This window comes from Hoeflea sp. CAU 1731 (genome assembly GCF_039888615.1).
Taxonomy (GTDB): Bacteria; Pseudomonadota; Alphaproteobacteria; order Rhizobiales; family Rhizobiaceae; genus Flavimaribacter.
In genome coordinates, this window is the sequence record NZ_JBDQQS010000008.1 from 243,176 (window position 1) to 259,235 (window position 16,060).

The window sequence follows — 16,060 nt, forward strand, 5'->3', positions numbered from 1 at the left end:
TGTGACGGATCCGCTATTGTGGCGGGTTCGCCAACTGGACCGAGCAGATCATCCGCGTATGGGCGGAATTCAGCCAGCAATGCGACGGCAACGGTCCGCCGGGCACCGGGTAGACATAGACCTGCTGGGGGTTGCTCGCGGACGCCGCCGCCGCGCCGATCGCTGCTCCCGTTACAGCCGCCGCGCCGATCGCCGCCCCCGGATAGTACGGATACGGGTGGTAGTACGGGTACGGATGGTACGGATGGTACGGGGGAGGCGGGTACGGATGATAACCGCCATGGTGCGGCGGGGGAGGCGGATAGGGATGGTAGCCACCATGATGGGGAGGCGGGTAACCACCGCCGCCGTGATGGGGAGGAGGATGCCCACCGCCATGGAAACCTCCGGCTCCGCCATGACCGCCGAAGCCATGTCCGTGGTCGATGAAGAGCGCCACATTGTCCGCCGATTCCGGCAGCTTGCCGGAGACCATGCGCACGCCGTATTTGACCGATCCGCCGTCCATCTCGACCGAGGTGAGTTCAACGATCGCCGGCGGCTCTTCGATCTCGCCGAGCACGGAGACTGCGGCGTTCGGCGGGTCGGCGGCGAATGTGCCGCCTGATTTTTCCCACAGACCGGCGAAGGTCACGTTGTCGACATGGCCGACCATACGATAGGGACGGTCGCTGAAATAGATTGTGGCCGGCGCCATGCCGCCCAGCGTCATCGTTTCGCCGTCGAACGTCATAGAGGCGGCCTGCTGGACATATTCGAACACCGGCGCCGGCAGGGCGTATTGCTGCGCCGGAGCTGAGCTGGCGGCGGCTGGCTCGGCGGCAGTCGTGGCGTCCTGGGCCGAAGCAAGGCCGGGTGACGCCGCCAAGGCTACAACGCCAATCATGGCGAGTATCTTGTACATAGACATGTCTCCTGATTGCATTAAGTTGATGTATTCTTCTCGAAATATACGTGTCGAGTGTTGCCAGTTTATTTCATATCACGGTTCAAACAACCGTAATCTACGCGCTTGGTTTTCGATTTCTTATCGGCGTCCTTCAAGCCCCGGCGCTGCTTGCATTGCCGGCGGCGCGGGGTTAGGGCTGGGATTATAATGGATAAAAATGGAGGGCGCGGCATGGTCAATCCTGTGCTGGTCGAGGTGACGAGGGGCGGACGCGTTGAAAGCCGCCACCGAGGCGCAGCGGTTGCAGTGGACGCTGCGGGACAGACCATATTCTCGACGGGCGATACGTCGGCGCCGATGTTTCCGCGTTCGGCGATCAAGGCGATGCAGGCCCTGCCGCTGGTGGAATCCGGCGCTGCCGACGCCCACGGGTTCGGCGATCGCGAGATCGCGCTCGCCTGCGCGTCGCATTCCGGCGAGCCCGAGCATATCGCTCTGGCGGAGGCCATGCTGACGGCGGCGGGGCGCGACGCGGACGCGCTTGAATGCGGCTGCCACTGGCCGTTCAACATGAAGGTCGCCACGAAGCTCGCCGCGTCCGGCAAAACGCCCACCGCGCTTCATAACAACTGCTCCGGCAAGCATGCGGGCTTTGTCTGCACGGCCTGTCATCTTGGCCATTCGCCGGCCGGCTACATCAATTACGACCACCCGGTGCAGGGGATGGTGCGGGAAGCGCTGGGCGATCTGACGGGAGCGCATTATGGCGTCGACACCTGCGGAACGGACGGCTGTTCGATCCCGACCTACGCCGTGCCGCTGCCCGCCGTCGCCCATGGCTTTGCGAAGATGACGTCCGGCGAGGGTTTGGCGCCGGAGCGGGCGAAGGCGGCGCGGCGCATCGTGGAGGCTTGCATGGCCGAGCCGTTTTACGTTGCCGGCTCCACGCGGGCTTGCACCCGGCTGATGGAGCTTGCCCCCGGCAAGGTCTTCGCCAAGACCGGGGCCGAGGGCGTGTTCTGTGCAGCGTTGCCCGAACAGGGCGTTGGCGTGGCGGTCAAATGCGACGACGGCGCGACGCGGGCCGCCGAGGCAATGGTCGCCGCCGTTCTCGCGCTTCTTGTCAACGACGACGCGCTGCGCGACGGATTGCGGGCGATGTCCGGTCACACGATCAGCAACTGGAATGGCGTCGAAACCGGCCATGTGCGCGTGACCCAGGCGCTTCTATAGCTGCGTGTTGCCGAAGACGGTGAGGTGCGGATAGTCCTGCGCGCCGCCGGCGATCATGTCTCGCGTGATCCGCTCCTGCCAGCGATAGCCGACGATCGCGCCGCGCAGCGTGTTCTGGAAGATATTGTTCGCGATTTGCGCAGCCTCCGCCCCGTCGACCACGGTGACGGCGACGCCGATGAGGCTGTTGCGCACGATGTTGTCCGTGACCGAGACGCCGCGCAGATACGGACCCCAGCCGATGAGCATGCCGAAGCGGGCGATGTTGTCGAGGACGTTGCCGTTGACGCTGGTGTCTGCCTCCGCCGCGATCCCCCAGCCGAAGCCCGGTCCGATCGGATCGTAGGGGCCTTCATTGACGATGTTGCGCACGATGTTTCCGCTGACGACGGCCATGCGGCCGCCCTGGTTGAAATTGGCGATGGATATGCCGTTCGCCGCGCCGTCGACCAGATTGTTGGCGACGATCGCGCCCTCGAAGGCGAACTCGCAATAGATCGCCGTTTCGCCACTCGACAGGCACTGGTTGGCGACAATCTGCACGCCCGATCCGCTGTTGGACCGGATGGCGGAAAACGCGCAGTCGGCGACATGATTGCCGGTGATCATGACATTGTTGGCCTGATAGACGTTGATGCCGTTGCCGTGCTGACCGGTGCCGCCGTCGTCGGCGCGGATGCCGGTGACGCGGTTGCCGGACACGATCGCGCCGTCCGGCCCCGGCCGCCAGCGATGGATGAGGACGCCGCCATTGCCGCAGTTTAAAACCCGGTTGTCGGCGATCCGAATGGCCGCGCCGTCGACGCAGTAGATTCCGGCTGACGCCGCGGCGGAAATCGACGTTTCCGTGATCGACCCGCCGCAGGCTTCGAGCGCCACGCCGTGCTTGCGGCTGTCGAAGATGTTGCAGCCGGAGATGTCGACGTTGACGGCGTTGATCGCCTCCACAGCGCCGCGGCAGTATTCCGCCAGCCGGTGGCCGGACGCGTCGAGGGTCAGGCCGGTGAGGCGAATGTCGGAGGCGTTTTCGGCGCGCAGGAAATGATTGCCGCCGCCATAGATCAGCCGGCTGAGGCCTGGCACGCCGCGCAGATGGACGAGCGCCGGGAGCGTGACGTCGGAGACGATGAAATCGCCCGGCGGGATGAATACCGGCACGCCGGAATCCGACGCCGCGTTGAGGATTCTCTCAAGCGCCGCTCCCTGGTTTTCGAGCGAATCCGGCGCAAGGCCGAGTTCGACGGCGTTGAGAGCGTCCGGGGTCGCAGGCGGAGCGGCTCGAACCGGCGCGACGCCGGAGGCGAAGGCTCCACCCATGGCCGCAAGAAAGCCGCGCCGGGTGGCGCCCGGGCCGCCAGGGAGGAACTTCAATGCCGTGTCGCCTTGCTTGTCAGCCTGCATGAAGTTCACTATCCACAAGGGCTGAGGCAAAGACAAGACGGGGTTACGATGAGCGACGACCACAAGGGCGTGATTTTCGATTGGGCCGGCGCGAAGCTCAACGCGGCGGGCGCCGACTATCTGATCGACACGGTCGCCGACCTGCCGGCGTTGCTCGAGACGCTTTAATCGCGAAGCATCGGATAGGCCTCGACGTGCACCCAGTCGGTCGCCTTGACCGGCATGTGACAGCCGAGACAGTCTGTCTGGTAGTTGGTGGTGATGGTGGCGTCCGGCGCATCGGCGTTGAACTTCGCCCATCCCCAGCCGTCGCCCCATAGCGGGCCTTGCGGGCCGTTTTGCTTCGGCGGCTTGATCATGGCGAACCAGCCTTTCAGCGCGCCGAGATGCGACGTCCTGTCGTCGCCTTCGCCTTCGGTGACCCCGTCGCGCAGTTCCTTGATCAGCACCGCGCCTTCTGGAAATTCTCCGGTCTGGCGATAGGCTGTCACCGTTTCGGGCTGGGTGTAGACGATGTTGAACTGCTTCACGCCGGCGTCGTCGAGATGCGCGAACACGCCGAGCACGCTCCAGTCGCGCGCGTAATTCTCCTTCGTCATGACGATCGAGCCGTCGGGCTGGACCATCGCGTCGGCGGCCCCTTCGGCGGCGACGGGCGCAGCGTTCGCGAGGATGACGGCGGCCGCCGCCACGATCGCCGTTCCCGAAAGATACAGGGCTTTTTTCATTTAAGGTTCTCCATGGACAGTGCTTGCCGGCATCCTTGAGGCCTGCGCCCGCAGGGTCAAGCCCGGACGGCAAAGCCTTCTCGAACAGGGTTAGCGAAAAGACAAGAGAAGGCGGCGCGGGCGCCGGACAACCTTCCGGATTGTAAAAGGACTGCTTTTTCACACCTGTCACATGCGCGCCGCGGCCTTTTCCGCCTGTTTCAGGGTCGCGCCGAAAATATCGATATAGGCGAGGTTGGCGCTGTTGATTTCCCGTTGGCCGTTATAGGCGCGCGCCACGTAGATCATGCAGTCTGCGTCGCATGCTTCCTCGTTCCAGTCACGCGCCAGGCGCCGCACGATTCCGACTGCTAGCCGCACCGACAGGCAATCATCCACGGCGATCGACAGGGCGAGGTCTTGCGTCTTGTCCACCTCGCCGAGCCCGGCGCCGGTGGAAGGCCGGATCTGCGCAAGGCCGACGGACCAGTCAGGCAGGGGAAGGCCCAGCCGCGCCATGACCGGCAGGACGGTGTTTTCCGCCAGCCTCTCCAGCGCCGGAGTGCTGTAGGCCTCGATCGCCACCAGGGCCGAGGCGGCGCGCATGTCCCATCGTTTCAGGTCCAGACCGCAGGCGAGAATGCGATCCTCGTTCGCCGTCCAGATGGTCGCGGCCGCCTGGTCGACCGGAATGCGCGAGGGAAACAGGCCAAGCCCGGCGCCCTGACCGAGGATCGGCGCGCCGACGACCGCGCACAGGACCAGCGCTGCGTAAAGACTATTGGCCCGCATTGGCGAAAGACCATGTGATGAGAGCCGTCGCACTGGTCGTGATCAGGGTCGTCAGCAAGGTCGCGACGATCTTGCCGAAATCCAGATTGGCGCGCACGCCTTCGGAAACCCTGCTTTTCTTCGCCCATATCGCCGCCGTCACGCCCAGACGGGCGGTGAAGAAATAGGAGAGCACATAGCTGAGATAGAGCGCGAAGAATTGCGGGCGCAGCGATTTCCATTCGCTGGCGACGATGACGTCCCAAAGCACCATGATGGGCCAGCAGAACAGGAACGCAACCACGCCTGCGGCGACCGGGGCGTCAAAAATCGCGCGTTCCGGCCGCCAGAGCCCGATCAGGAACGCTCCGACGAAAGCCGGCGCCATTTTCAGCAGGACGGCGGGCCAGAACAGATACTTGTCCTGCGCCAGGATCGCCGCCTGGATTTCTTCGTGCTGGCTGGCGAGCTGGGTCTTTCGGAACGTCTCGGCGCGTTTGACCCACTCGGGTCGCGATCTCAGCCCCTGCTGATCGACAGCCGCCTGGTTTTCGACGTCATCAACAAGGGAGCCCAACTCCGTGGCGTTTCTCAACGTATCGTACACGGAATAGCTGGAAGGCGTCTCGTTGCCGGCCAGGTAATTGATAATACTGGAAATGTTCAGGTAATTGTCCTGAACGAGGATATTCTCGATATCGATGGCGGTCAGGTTCGACAGGGAATTTTCCGGAACGACGCCGTTTTGCAGCATCGCGCCCTTTATGATTGCCTCGTTGTTCTTCAGATACGAGATCAGCCGGTCGAGCGCAGCGTTGTAGGCGTCGGAATTCAGATGTTGTCCGTCGACAATGTCGTATGTGTAAAACACCTGGTACTGCACATTGTGCATGGCGTTCAATTCCCCGCAGGGCTCCAGCAATCCGACTTCCCTTTCCGTGAGCGAGACGGTCTCCCTGATCTGGCTCTCGCTCTCCTTCACATGCAGGGCGCGGCAGAAAGCGGCGGGCGACGGCAATTCGGGACTGGCGAGAAACTGCGTCTGGTTCTGCGGCCCGACGATCTGGGAGAATGTGAAGTAGTAGCGCGACGGCAGGAGCGTGAGCGCCTTGACCAGGGCAAATATGACCAGCAGCGCAATCAGGAAAATGACGGTGTCGATATTGCGATCGAAGATTTTCGGCATAATGGACATCCCTGTTTTGGTTATCCATCCGATGCAACCGGATACCAGCGACAGATAACGCGGTGATTTCATCGATGTGCACTATACAATTACAGGTTATATTCAGCAATATTTCGAATATTATTAGGAGTATTAATCTGCCTTGAGCCTTTCTATTCTTTTGTAATTCTTGTCCTGTTTCAGGCTGGCTTCGCGCCGCAATCGCGCCCGATCGCCCGCCGGCCCGCCATCTTTCTGCTCCCAAAACGTGTAGTCCTTGCCTATACTCGCCCTGACCGATTCCCTTCCGGAGGCATTCATGGGACTGCTGGCGCGACTTTCCTCCGTCAATCTCTCGATCTGGGTCATTATCGGCGCGCTGTCGGGGATCTTCTGCGGCGTGTTCATTGGCGACTATGCGGCGAACCTGGAGCCGTTCGGCTCGATCTACGTCATGCTCTTGCAGATGTGCGTGTTTCCCTTCGTCGTCTCCTCGCTTCTGCACGGGCTCGGCAGCCTGACGCCGCAAATGGCGCTGCGGCTTCTGAAATCCGGCCTGCCGGTGTTCCTCATCGGCTGGGCGGTGGTGTTCGCCGGCTTGTGGATCCTGTCGCAGGGCATTCCGGAGGCGCGCCCGCCGGTTCTGGTGGAGCCATCCAAGGGCGGCGGACTGGGCGAACTGCTGTCGCTCGTCATCCCCTCGAACCCGTTTTCCGATCTCACCCAGAACTACGTGCCGGCGATCGTCGTCTTTTCGGTCATCTACGGGATCGCCGTTCAGCGCCTCAAGCAGAAGGACAGCTTGCTTTCCGCGCTCTACACGTTCCGCCAGGCGAGCGTGACGGTGTGGGGCTGGGTGGTGCGCATCGCGCCCTTCGGCGTGTTCGCGCTGTTCGCCGACCTGGCCGGGACGGTGCAAATTCAGCTGCTCGGCGGCCTGTTCCTCTACGCCGTGCTGTTCGTGCTCGGCGCGCTGGCGATGGCCCTTTGGGTGCTGCCGTCGCTCCTGTGCGCGATCGCCCCGATGCGCTATCCCGAACTGATGCGCGACCTGCAGGAGGCGCTGGTCGTCGCCGTCGTCACCTCGCTGCCGATTACCGCCGTGCCGCTGATCATCAAGGTGACGCGCAAGATGGTCGAAGACCGGAAGGTCGAGGATCCCGAGAGCGGGGAGATCATCTCGACCTCGCTCGCCGTCAGCTATCCGATCGGACAGCTCGGCAATCTGTTCGTCGCGTTCTTCGTCGTGTTCGCGGCCTATTATGTGCATTCGGCGCTTCCGCCGACGGTCTGGTTCACGCTTCCGGCCGTCACCATCCTCTCCACCGTCGGAACGCCCGTTTCGACGGTCGACGCCGTCTCCTTCATGGCGCACTGGCTGGACCTGCCGGCCGACGTCAAGCTGCTCTATGTGGAGCTGATGACGCTGACGCGCTATCCGCAGGTGCTGGTCTCGGCGATGAGCCTCGCCTTCATCACCATCATCGCCACCTTCTCCTATTACGGGCTCGCGCGGCTGCACAAGCGACGGCTCATCTTCTCGCTCGGCTCGAGCGCTCTGCTGATGGCTGTGCTGGCGATCGGCGGCCGCGCCGCCGCGCCTTACCTGACGACCAAGGAGCCCGATCCCTATGTGAGCTTCACGCTGGACGAGGACCTGAAGGGCCGGGTCAAGGCGACGGTTCACAAGCCCGGGGACGGCGAAGCGGCCACCCCGCCGGCGCGGAGCGGCGACTCCATGCAGCGGATTCGCGAGAGCGGCAGGCTGCGCGTCGGCTACGGGCCGGCGATCATCCCGTTCAGCTATTTCAACGCGCAAGGCGATCTGGTCGGCTACGACGTGGCGCTCGCCTACAAGCTGGCGGAGGATCTGGGCGTCGATCTGGAATTCTATCCGATCACCAACTGGTCGGGTCTCGGCGCGGCGCTGAAGGAAAACCGCTTCGACCTCGCCATCGGCGGCATTTACGTCAGCGACAAGCGCTTGCAGGAGGTCCGGGTTTCCGACACCTATCTCTACACGCCGCTGGCGCTGATTTCGCATGCGAAGAATGCGAAGACCTATCTCGACCTGTCCGACGTCGACACGAAAGGCCTGCGCGTCGCGGTGTTCCGCGACACGATCCTTGAAGACCTGGCGCACAAACTGTTTCCGGAAGCGACGATCCAGGTGGTCGACGATTATTCGAAGCTGTCTTCCGACGCCAGTTTCGACGTCGCCCTGTGGACGCAGATCCAGGCCGCAGCCTGGGCCGAGGCCAATCCCGGCTATTCGGCGGTGGCGCCTGGCGATCTCGGCAGCCCGCTCGCCATCGCGATGCCGATGCCGCCCGACTCGCCGAATTTCGCCCGCTTCGTCGACGACTGGCTTTCGCTTCAACGGGGCAATGGCTTCGAACAGGGACTGAAGAGCTACTGGATCGACGGCCAGCCGCGCAGGAGCGACGCCCCGCGCTGGAGCATCCTCAACAACGTGATCGGAAAGTAGGGAGCGCCGCCAGCGGGCTTTTGCAATTTTAAGTTTAATGTTCTTGTCTCGCTTTCCTGCCTGATGCATTCTGATTGCGGCGCTGGCGACTCGTCAGCCCGCTTCGATCCCCAGCCGGCCGCAAGGAAGAGAAGGATGCGATGACCGATTTTGCCGTTGACCGGCGCGACCTCCTTCTGAACGGCGTTGCAAGCGTCGCGATCCTGGCGCTTGACGGCCTGGCGCCGGCGCCGGCGATGGCGCAAGCCGGCCCGGACACCCTCGAAAACTACAAGCCCGTCTATTTCGACGCCGCCGAATGGGCCTTCGTCATGGCGGCGACGGATCGCCTCATTCCCGCCGATGGCGAAGGGCCGGGCGCGCTTGCCACGCTGGTTCCACGCTTCATCGACCGGCAACTGGCCGGCGATTTCGGCAAGGCCTCGCGCTGGTATATGCAGGGGCCGCACGACCCCGACGCAAGCCCGCTTTTCGGCTTCCAGCTTGCCCAGACGCCCGCCGAAATCTACCGGATCGCGATCCCGGAGGTCGACGCGCACTGCCGAACCGCCTACGGCCAGGCCTTCGCGGCGCTTTCCGACGCCGACAAGGACGTGGTTCTCCATGATCTCGAAGCCGGCAAGGTCGACCTGAAGACGGTTCCGGCCTCGGACTTCTTCGCAATGCTGCTCGCCAACACCAAGGAAGGCTATTTCGCCGACCCGCGCTATGGCGGCAACCACGGCATGCAGGCCTGGACCTATATCGGCTTTCCGGGCGCGCGGGCGAGTTTCCGCGAATGGGTGGGCCAGCAGAACACGCCCTATCCGCTGGGGCCGGTGAGCATCGGCGGGGAGCGCGCCTGATGGCGCGGACGCAAAAGAAGGTCGACGCCGTGATTGTCGGCCTCGGCTGGGTCGGCTCGGTGATGGCGATGGAACTGACCGCCGCCGGGCTTGACGTGGTGGCGCTGGAGCGCGGACCCGACCGCAAGACCGTGCCGACCTTCGCCTATCCCAAGATCGCCGACGAGTTGCGCTACGCTGTCCGCTACGAACTGATGCAGCGCCCGGCCGACAGCACGGTGACGATCCGGCACAACACCGGGCAGACCGCGCTGCCCTACCGGCGTCTCGGCTCCTTTCTGCCGGGGACCGGCGTCGGCGGCGCGGGCGCACACTGGAACGGCCTCTTGTGGCGACCGAACGCCGAAGAATTGCGGCTGAAATCCTGGATCGACGAGCGCTTCGGCGCCGACATTATTCCGGACGACATGACGATCCAGGATTTCGGCGTCGACTACGACGAACTCGAACCCTATTTCGACCGCTTCGAAAAGATCGTCGGCGTTTCCGGCAAGGCCGGCAATCTGAACGGCGCGATCATGGACGGCGGCAACCCTTTCGAAGCGCCGCGCGCCAGCGACTACCCGATGCCTCCGCTCGAGCAGACCTATGACGCCGTGCTGTTTGCCAAAGCCGCCCGCAATCTCGGCTATCATCCGTTCCCCAAACCCGCCGCGAACGCCTCGCAGGTCTACACCAATCCCTATGGCATGCAGCTGGGCCCCTGCAACTATTGCGGCTTTTGCGAGCGCTTCGGCTGCCTGAACTATTCCAAATCCTCGCCGCAGACCTGCGTGCTGGACGCGCTCTACCAGCGCCCGAACTTCGAATACCGCACCAACGCAACCGTGCTGAAGGTGGAGCTTGCGCCGGACGGAAAAACGGCGACCGGCGTGACCTACGCCGACGCGAAGGGCGAGGAGGTGTTCCAGCCGGCGGATCTGGTGATCCTCGCCGCCTTCCAGCTCAACAATGTGCACCTGATGCTGCTTTCCGGCATCGGGCCGCCCTATGACCCGGCGACCGGCGCGGGCGCGGTGGGGCGCAACTACGCCTACCAGATGACGGGCGCGACCTCGCTGTTCTTCAAAAACATCGACTTCAACCCCTTTGTCGGCGCGGGCGCCAATGGCGTGGCCTTCGCCGATCTGGCGCTGAGCCAGATGGACTTTGCGAAAAACGGCTTCATCGGCGGCGGCTACCAGTCTTCGCAGCAGACGAACGGCCAGCCGATCCACCATCTGCCGCTGCCCGAGGGCACGCCCGCCTGGGGCGCCGGCTGGAAGAAGGCCGTGGGCGAGCACTACGGCCACTCGATGGACATCGTGCTGCAATCGACCAACATGCCCTATCGCGACGCCTATCTGGACCTCGACCCGACCTACAGGGACCCGTTTGGCCGGCCCTTGCTGAGGATGACCTTCGACTGGCGCCCCAACGAGCTGAAACAGGCGCAGTTCTTCAAGGAAAAGGCGGCGGAGTTTGGCCGCGAAATGGGGGCTGACGCGTCTACTTCCTTCTATCCCGACGGGCATTACGACACCCGCGTGTACCAGTCGACCCACACGGTGGGCGGCGCGATCATGGGGACGGATCGACAAACCTCCGCCATCAATCGCTACCTGCAGAGCTGGGACGTGCACAATGTGTTTGCGCCGGGCGCCAACGCGTTTCCGCAGAATTTCGAATATAATCCGACCGGGATGATCGGGGCGCTGACGCTCTGGGCCGCAAGGGCGATCCGCGAGGATTATCTCGCAAACCCCCGGCCACTGATGTGAGGGCGCTGCGATGAGACTGAAAATCCTCATCACGGCGCTTGCCCTGACCGCCGGTTCGGCCTTCGCCGCCGACGAGGCGGAAAAGGGCGAATATATCGCGCAGCTGGGCGACTGCGCGGCCTGCCACACGGCGCCCGGCGGCGCGCCCTTCGCCGGCGGACTGGCGATCGCCAGTCCGTTCGGGGATATCTACACGACCAACATCACGCCCGATCCGCAATACGGGATCGGCGACTACACGCTGGAGGAATTCGACCGGGCGGTGCGCCGCGGCGTGCGCAAGGACGGCGCGAACCTCTATCCGGCCATGCCCTATACGTCCTACGCCAAGGTGAGCGACGCGAACATGGCGGCGCTCTACGCCTATTTCATGAAGGCGGTGGCGCCGGTGCACAAACCGGCCCCTGCCTCCGACTTGCGCTTTCCCTTCAACATCCGGTTCGGGATGGAAGGCTGGGACATCGTCAACCGCCCGGAGGTGGGCTTCACGCCGCCCTATGACGACGCGCAGCTGAACCGGGGCGCCTATGTCGTGGAAGGGCTTGGCCATTGCGGCGCCTGCCACTCGCCCCGCAACCTGATGCAGGCGCAGGAGGGCTACACCGCCGCGAGCGACCGGTTTCTGACCGGCGGCACACTTGGCGTGTGGCCGGTGCCGGATCTGCGCGGGCCTGAGAGCGCGCCACAACGATGGAGCGACGCGGAACTGGTCGAATACCTGACGACGGGGCGCAACGCCTACACGGCGGCGACCGGCGAAATGGCGCTGGTGGTTGAGCGCAGCATGCAGCATGCGACGGAGGCGGACATGGCCGCGATCGTCGCCTATCTGAAACATATCGGGCTTCCGGCCGCGGCGAGCGACAAGGCCGCAGCGACAGGCGCGGGCCGCAGCGACGACACCACGGCCATGCTGACGGCGGCGAAACCCGACATGCCGGAAGGCGCGCGGCTTTATCTCGACAATTGCGGCGCGTGCCACACCGTGAGCGGGCAGGGCGCGCCGCGGGTTTTCCCGAATCTGGTCGGCAATTCGCTGGTGCTTTCCGACAATCCGGGCGGTTTCATCGAGGTTATCCTGAAAGGGGCGATGATGCCCAGCACCAGGCGGGCTCCGGCTGCGCTGGCGATGCCCGGCTTCGGCGACCGGCTTTCGGATGACGACGTGGCGGCGCTCGCAAGCTTCATCCGGAGCGCCTGGACGAACGACGCCGGCAAAATCGAGGCCGAGGCCGTCAAAAAGATCCGCGAACAGCTCTGAGGACGGTGTTGGCGGGGTGGATTGAGCCGTGTCTTCGGATGCAATCTGGCTTTGTTTCGGGAATTCGGGATTTTGCGGTTCGTCCGGCGTATCCGGCGGCGGGGTTTCGGCCTCGATAGGGCAGTCGATCCAGGCCTTGAACGCCTTTTTCCGCCGGGCGCGGGCCTCGTTGCGGTAACGTCTCAGCAGGCGGCCGGGATCTTCCATGCGGCGCGCGGTGCGCGGGTCCACAAGCGCGGTGATGAGGCGCATTACCCGGCGGTCTTCCGACCGGGTGAGGCTTTCGCCGGCGAGCGCCCGCTTCATCAGCTCCGCGTCGTCGCAATGGTCCGGGTAGGGGGCGTCCAGGTTCCTGCCGGCCTCGAAATCGGCGAGCGCGCGTTCGCAGGATTCAAGCCGGGCTTCGGCTTCGGCCAGCGCCAGGGCGCGGAAGCGGCGTTCGTCGCAGGGGATGAAATCAGTGAGCGTGAGGTCGGGTTGGGCAAGGATGATGCGGAGCCACAGGCCCACGCGCGCCGGATCGGGCCGCGCTGTCGCGCCGTGCCGGCGGGCATTGCCGGAAACCGTTGCCTTGCCTTCCGGCGTCCTGGGGCCTGTGCTCTTGGCGGAATTCGCCCGGTTGCGGCGGGCGACGTCGGTTGTCACTGTTCCGTCGGGTCGTGATCGATTTCGGCAGGCGCGGCGGGGCGTTTTCTTTGCAGGGCGTTGAAATCGCGCCGGACCTCGCGGCGGCGCCGCTCCAGCGCGATGATCGCCTCGTTGTGGACGGTGACGGAGCGCTCCCAGCTGCGATACGCCTCGCCCATCAGGTCGACCGGGTCCATGCCGAGCGCGGCGATCTCCTCATGCGCGCCGGCCTGCTTGTCCGGATTGGCCGAGGCCGCGCGCGCCGCCAGATGCTCGCCGGCCGCCTTCGCAGCCTCCTCGTCGAAGGGCTCCGCCTCGAATGTTTCGCTGTCGCCGCCGGCCTCCTTGTGCGCCTTCACGTCCTTCGCCAGTTGCGCGATATGGGCGGCGCGGCGGCTTGTCACGACCGCCTTGCAGATCGCCTGGCGGGTGATGCGGCGCAGGCTCGCCTCGCGCATGCGGCGCTGCTGGAGAAGCTCCCATTCGAGGCCGATCAGGTTTTCCGCGATCACCTGTTCGTAAGGCGAGGCGGGCTCAAGGGCCGCCGCCATGGCGGCGTGGAAGGCGCTGTAGGAGCCCGGATCCTCGCCGGTCATCGGCGCGCGTTCGGGCAGGATGGCGAGGAAACTGTCGAGCGCGAAGGACGCGGGCGACAGGGTGTGCAGGCTGGAAGCCATGAGCGATGCCTCATCGTGGTTGGGGGGCGGGCTTCATAGCACGGATAGCGGGAAAATGCAAGAGTATGTTCTTGGTTTGTTCTATATGCGAGAATGGAAACTTAAAGGTAACAACTTTTGCACCATGCCTTATCATGCGGGTAACGGGAATCATGGAGTCGCCCAGAGCATCGAAGCTACACAGCAACACCGAATGCACCGTCGTGGCGTTTTGCGTAAGGGTTGGTGTTTGGCTGGCGAAGGCTAAGCAGTCTTTCGGTTTCGGCGATCTCGTTTACTATTTCACTTTCCTGAACTACGGATTCCAAGATAACTGGGACGGTTGACATGATTTCCGCAAACGGTTCATAGGCTCGCTTGGCAGCGAACGACATCAGAAAATGCTTTCCGATACTATTAACTTCACTCAGATGGACCTGAACCAATCGACAACGAAATTCTTCGATGATGCAAAGCCCCTCGGTCATACTCGAATCGACTTGCCGGGCATGCGCTATATCGAAACACAACTTTGCCTCAGGCAGATGATCATAAAAGCCTCGAAGTTCCTTGGCAGTCCGTCCGATCGGCTTTCGAGAGTCCATATTTTCAAGGCATAGACGCTTTCCTAGCTCCTTCCATATTGAGATGTCGTGGATTGTGTCGGGATGAACGATAATATTCATCTCCATTTCGGCAATTGTTTTTAATTGGGTAACAAGAGCTCTTTCATCATCAAAATCCGTTGGTGCGTGAAAGCTGATGTATTCATATCGTTGCTTAAGCTGTTTCAAGCGTGATGGGAGCACCGATAGTAAAATCGGAAGCTCAACTGCGCGAAGCGCAGATAGTTCGACAGCATTGGCGCGAGTTGGATTAAGCAATTGCAGAGCGCGCGCGAAATTATCAAAGGCAATTGCTCCAGTAGAAAAGCCAATAATCATCAGAAAACTCCATATTTTTTTACCAGCTTCGTGATTTTGGCATCAGCATCGAAAAGGAGTGTTGTAAGAGCTTCATCGAAGTTGGTTGCCACTTTTCGGGCCTCTAGGAAAGCATCATTCTGGTAGGCTTCTTCTGGAGACAATTCTTCGAGCAGTTCCCGCTGCTGTTTGTTGTTGAGTATCGCAAGGTACGCATCATAGTTATCGAATATATCGTGCGTCAAAGATGGGGCGTGCTCTGCTACGACCATGGCAAGGGATTCAAGCGGTGGTCGTTGCGCCCAATTGGTCAAGTACTCTACAAGCTTCTGTTCTAAAAACTCTTCATCACGTTCGTCCACATCTCTCAAAGCCCAAGAAATGCACATTAACAACCCCGAAACGAAGATTAGCTTCCTAGACATCCGAAGCTTGATGTTTCTGAGTGCCCACTTCTGTCCCTCACGGGCTCTATACTTGTTCGCATAGTCAACCGCCATCGTTCGCCAGAAACGTACAACATCGTTCAATAAGAAACGCGGTATTCTATCCTTGCGGCTGTTTCCCGTAATGAAACTCGCATCCTCCACCACATAACGGTTCAAAACTGCATTTAGGATACGTCCGTGGACATCTTTACTTGATCCCTTGTCAACAGGTGTTGATTCCAAGAGCAAGAGCAGCCGACGAGTCATGTTCTTGTTGGTGTCTTCGTCGCCACCGATCTCGTGTACGAGATTGTGGCTGAAGACCAAGCCGCCGAAAACTTCAGTAGGGCCGGGAACTTTAAACTCGGCGTCGTTCAACTTATGCTTGAGGGAGTGCACAATTTCTAGATGGCGGGAGTCTGCACGGCCATCAACTAATAATGTCCAATCCAAATCGCTGTCATTGGTGAATTCACCGCGTGCCAGAGAGCCAAATACAACGAGACTTCCTTCGTCAGTAGGTAGCAGATCACCCACCAGTTTAGCTAGCTCTTCAAGTTTCGAGCGGCTTAACGAACTTGCATCGTTGATATTACTCCAACTAGCTGCGGTGTCGGTCCGCAATCTATCAAGCGCGGATGTTAGCATTTGTCGCCTCTAGGGTTTTAACGACTCTTTCGTTACATATGTAGCTGCTTGCCAGCGATTTGTCCTCGCGAACAGGATGCCCCAGCAGATATTTTTAAAACAAACCGGACCTAGTTACCTTTACGATGACAGTTTACTCAATCCCTAATTTCTGTCAGGTATACGGTCATGGCACGTCTGGCGCGCATCGTCATTCCCGATATCCCCCATGAGGGAAGGGGGGATGGTTTGTTGGTGGTCAGCAGCTTCAGCAGCGGC

Annotated in this window: 14 protein-coding genes; 6 read left to right on the forward strand and 8 right to left on the reverse strand. The window is 62.1% G+C overall.

Going from position 1 to position 16,060, the window contains the following annotated elements:
• Window positions 1–13: 13 nt before the first annotated feature.
• On the reverse strand, window positions 14–904 hold the full coding sequence (locus AAFN47_RS15065) for a hypothetical protein (protein ID WP_499810066.1): 891 nt from the start codon (window positions 902–904) through the stop codon (window positions 14–16).
• Between the two features lie 216 nt (window positions 905–1,120).
• On the opposite strand from AAFN47_RS15065, the gene AAFN47_RS15070 reads away from it, so the two are divergent.
• Window positions 1,121–2,122 (forward strand): asparaginase, encoded by a 1,002-nt coding sequence (locus AAFN47_RS15070; protein ID WP_499810099.1) that lies wholly within the window; start codon window positions 1,121–1,123, stop codon window positions 2,120–2,122.
• Here the strand turns inward: AAFN47_RS15070 and AAFN47_RS15075 are convergent.
• The 4 genes from AAFN47_RS15075 to AAFN47_RS15090 all read right to left on the reverse strand — a co-directional run bounded on the left by AAFN47_RS15075 (window position 2,117) and on the right by AAFN47_RS15090 (window position 6,187).
• The gene (locus AAFN47_RS15075) at window positions 2,117–3,523 is read right to left on the reverse strand and encodes a TIGR03808 family TAT-translocated repetitive protein (protein ID WP_499810067.1); all 1,407 of its coding nucleotides are present in this window, start codon (window positions 3,521–3,523) and stop codon (window positions 2,117–2,119) included. The genes AAFN47_RS15070 and AAFN47_RS15075 overlap by 6 nt on opposite strands.
• 164 nt (window positions 3,524–3,687) lie before the next feature.
• Window positions 3,688–4,251: a cytochrome P460 family protein gene (locus tag AAFN47_RS15080; RefSeq protein WP_499810068.1), complete on the reverse strand. Its 564-nt coding sequence runs from the start codon at window positions 4,249–4,251 to the stop codon at window positions 3,688–3,690.
• Between the two features lie 168 nt (window positions 4,252–4,419).
• Window positions 4,420–5,022 (reverse strand): hypothetical protein, encoded by a 603-nt coding sequence (locus AAFN47_RS15085; RefSeq protein WP_499810069.1) that lies wholly within the window; start codon window positions 5,020–5,022, stop codon window positions 4,420–4,422.
• Window positions 5,009–6,187: a hypothetical protein gene (locus tag AAFN47_RS15090; protein ID WP_499810070.1), complete on the reverse strand. Its 1,179-nt coding sequence runs from the start codon at window positions 6,185–6,187 to the stop codon at window positions 5,009–5,011. Before AAFN47_RS15090 ends, AAFN47_RS15085 begins: the two co-directional genes overlap by 14 nt.
• A 298-nt stretch (window positions 6,188–6,485) precedes the next feature.
• Between AAFN47_RS15090 and AAFN47_RS15095 the strand changes: the two genes are divergently transcribed.
• From AAFN47_RS15095 to AAFN47_RS15115, 5 genes are all read left to right on the forward strand, one after another.
• A complete protein-coding gene (locus AAFN47_RS15095) occupies window positions 6,486–8,654 on the forward strand; it encodes a cation:dicarboxylate symporter family transporter (protein ID WP_499810071.1) in 2,169 nt (722 codons plus the stop codon).
• 140 nt (window positions 8,655–8,794) lie between these two features.
• Complete coding sequence (locus tag AAFN47_RS15100) at window positions 8,795–9,499, forward strand: gluconate 2-dehydrogenase subunit 3 family protein (RefSeq protein ID WP_499810072.1); 705 nt, start codon at window positions 8,795–8,797, stop codon at window positions 9,497–9,499.
• Window positions 9,499–11,259 carry a GMC family oxidoreductase gene (locus AAFN47_RS15105; RefSeq protein ID WP_499810073.1) on the forward strand — a complete coding sequence of 587 codons (1,761 nt, stop codon included), beginning with the start codon at window positions 9,499–9,501 and terminating at the stop codon, window positions 11,257–11,259. Before AAFN47_RS15100 ends, AAFN47_RS15105 begins: the two co-directional genes overlap by 1 nt.
• A 10-nt stretch (window positions 11,260–11,269) precedes the next feature.
• Window positions 11,270–12,520 carry a c-type cytochrome gene (locus AAFN47_RS15110; RefSeq protein ID WP_499810074.1) on the forward strand — a complete coding sequence of 417 codons (1,251 nt, stop codon included), beginning with the start codon at window positions 11,270–11,272 and terminating at the stop codon, window positions 12,518–12,520.
• A gap of 21 nt (window positions 12,521–12,541) precedes the next feature.
• Window positions 12,542–13,183: a hypothetical protein gene (locus AAFN47_RS15115; RefSeq protein WP_499810075.1), complete on the forward strand. Its 642-nt coding sequence runs from the start codon at window positions 12,542–12,544 to the stop codon at window positions 13,181–13,183.
• Here the strand turns inward: AAFN47_RS15115 and AAFN47_RS15120 are convergent.
• From AAFN47_RS15120 to AAFN47_RS15130, 3 genes are all read right to left on the reverse strand, one after another.
• The gene (locus AAFN47_RS15120; protein ID WP_499810076.1) at window positions 13,162–13,824 is read right to left on the reverse strand and encodes a hypothetical protein; all 663 of its coding nucleotides are present in this window, start codon (window positions 13,822–13,824) and stop codon (window positions 13,162–13,164) included. The genes AAFN47_RS15115 and AAFN47_RS15120 overlap by 22 nt on opposite strands.
• 176 nt (window positions 13,825–14,000) lie before the next feature.
• Entirely contained in the window at window positions 14,001–14,747 is a 747-nt protein-coding gene (locus tag AAFN47_RS15125) for a hypothetical protein (protein ID WP_499810077.1), read from the reverse strand.
• Complete coding sequence (locus tag AAFN47_RS15130) at window positions 14,747–15,802, reverse strand: nucleotidyltransferase family protein (RefSeq protein ID WP_499810078.1); 1,056 nt, start codon at window positions 15,800–15,802, stop codon at window positions 14,747–14,749. Before AAFN47_RS15130 ends, AAFN47_RS15125 begins: the two co-directional genes overlap by 1 nt.
• Window positions 15,803–16,060 lie beyond the last annotated feature (258 nt).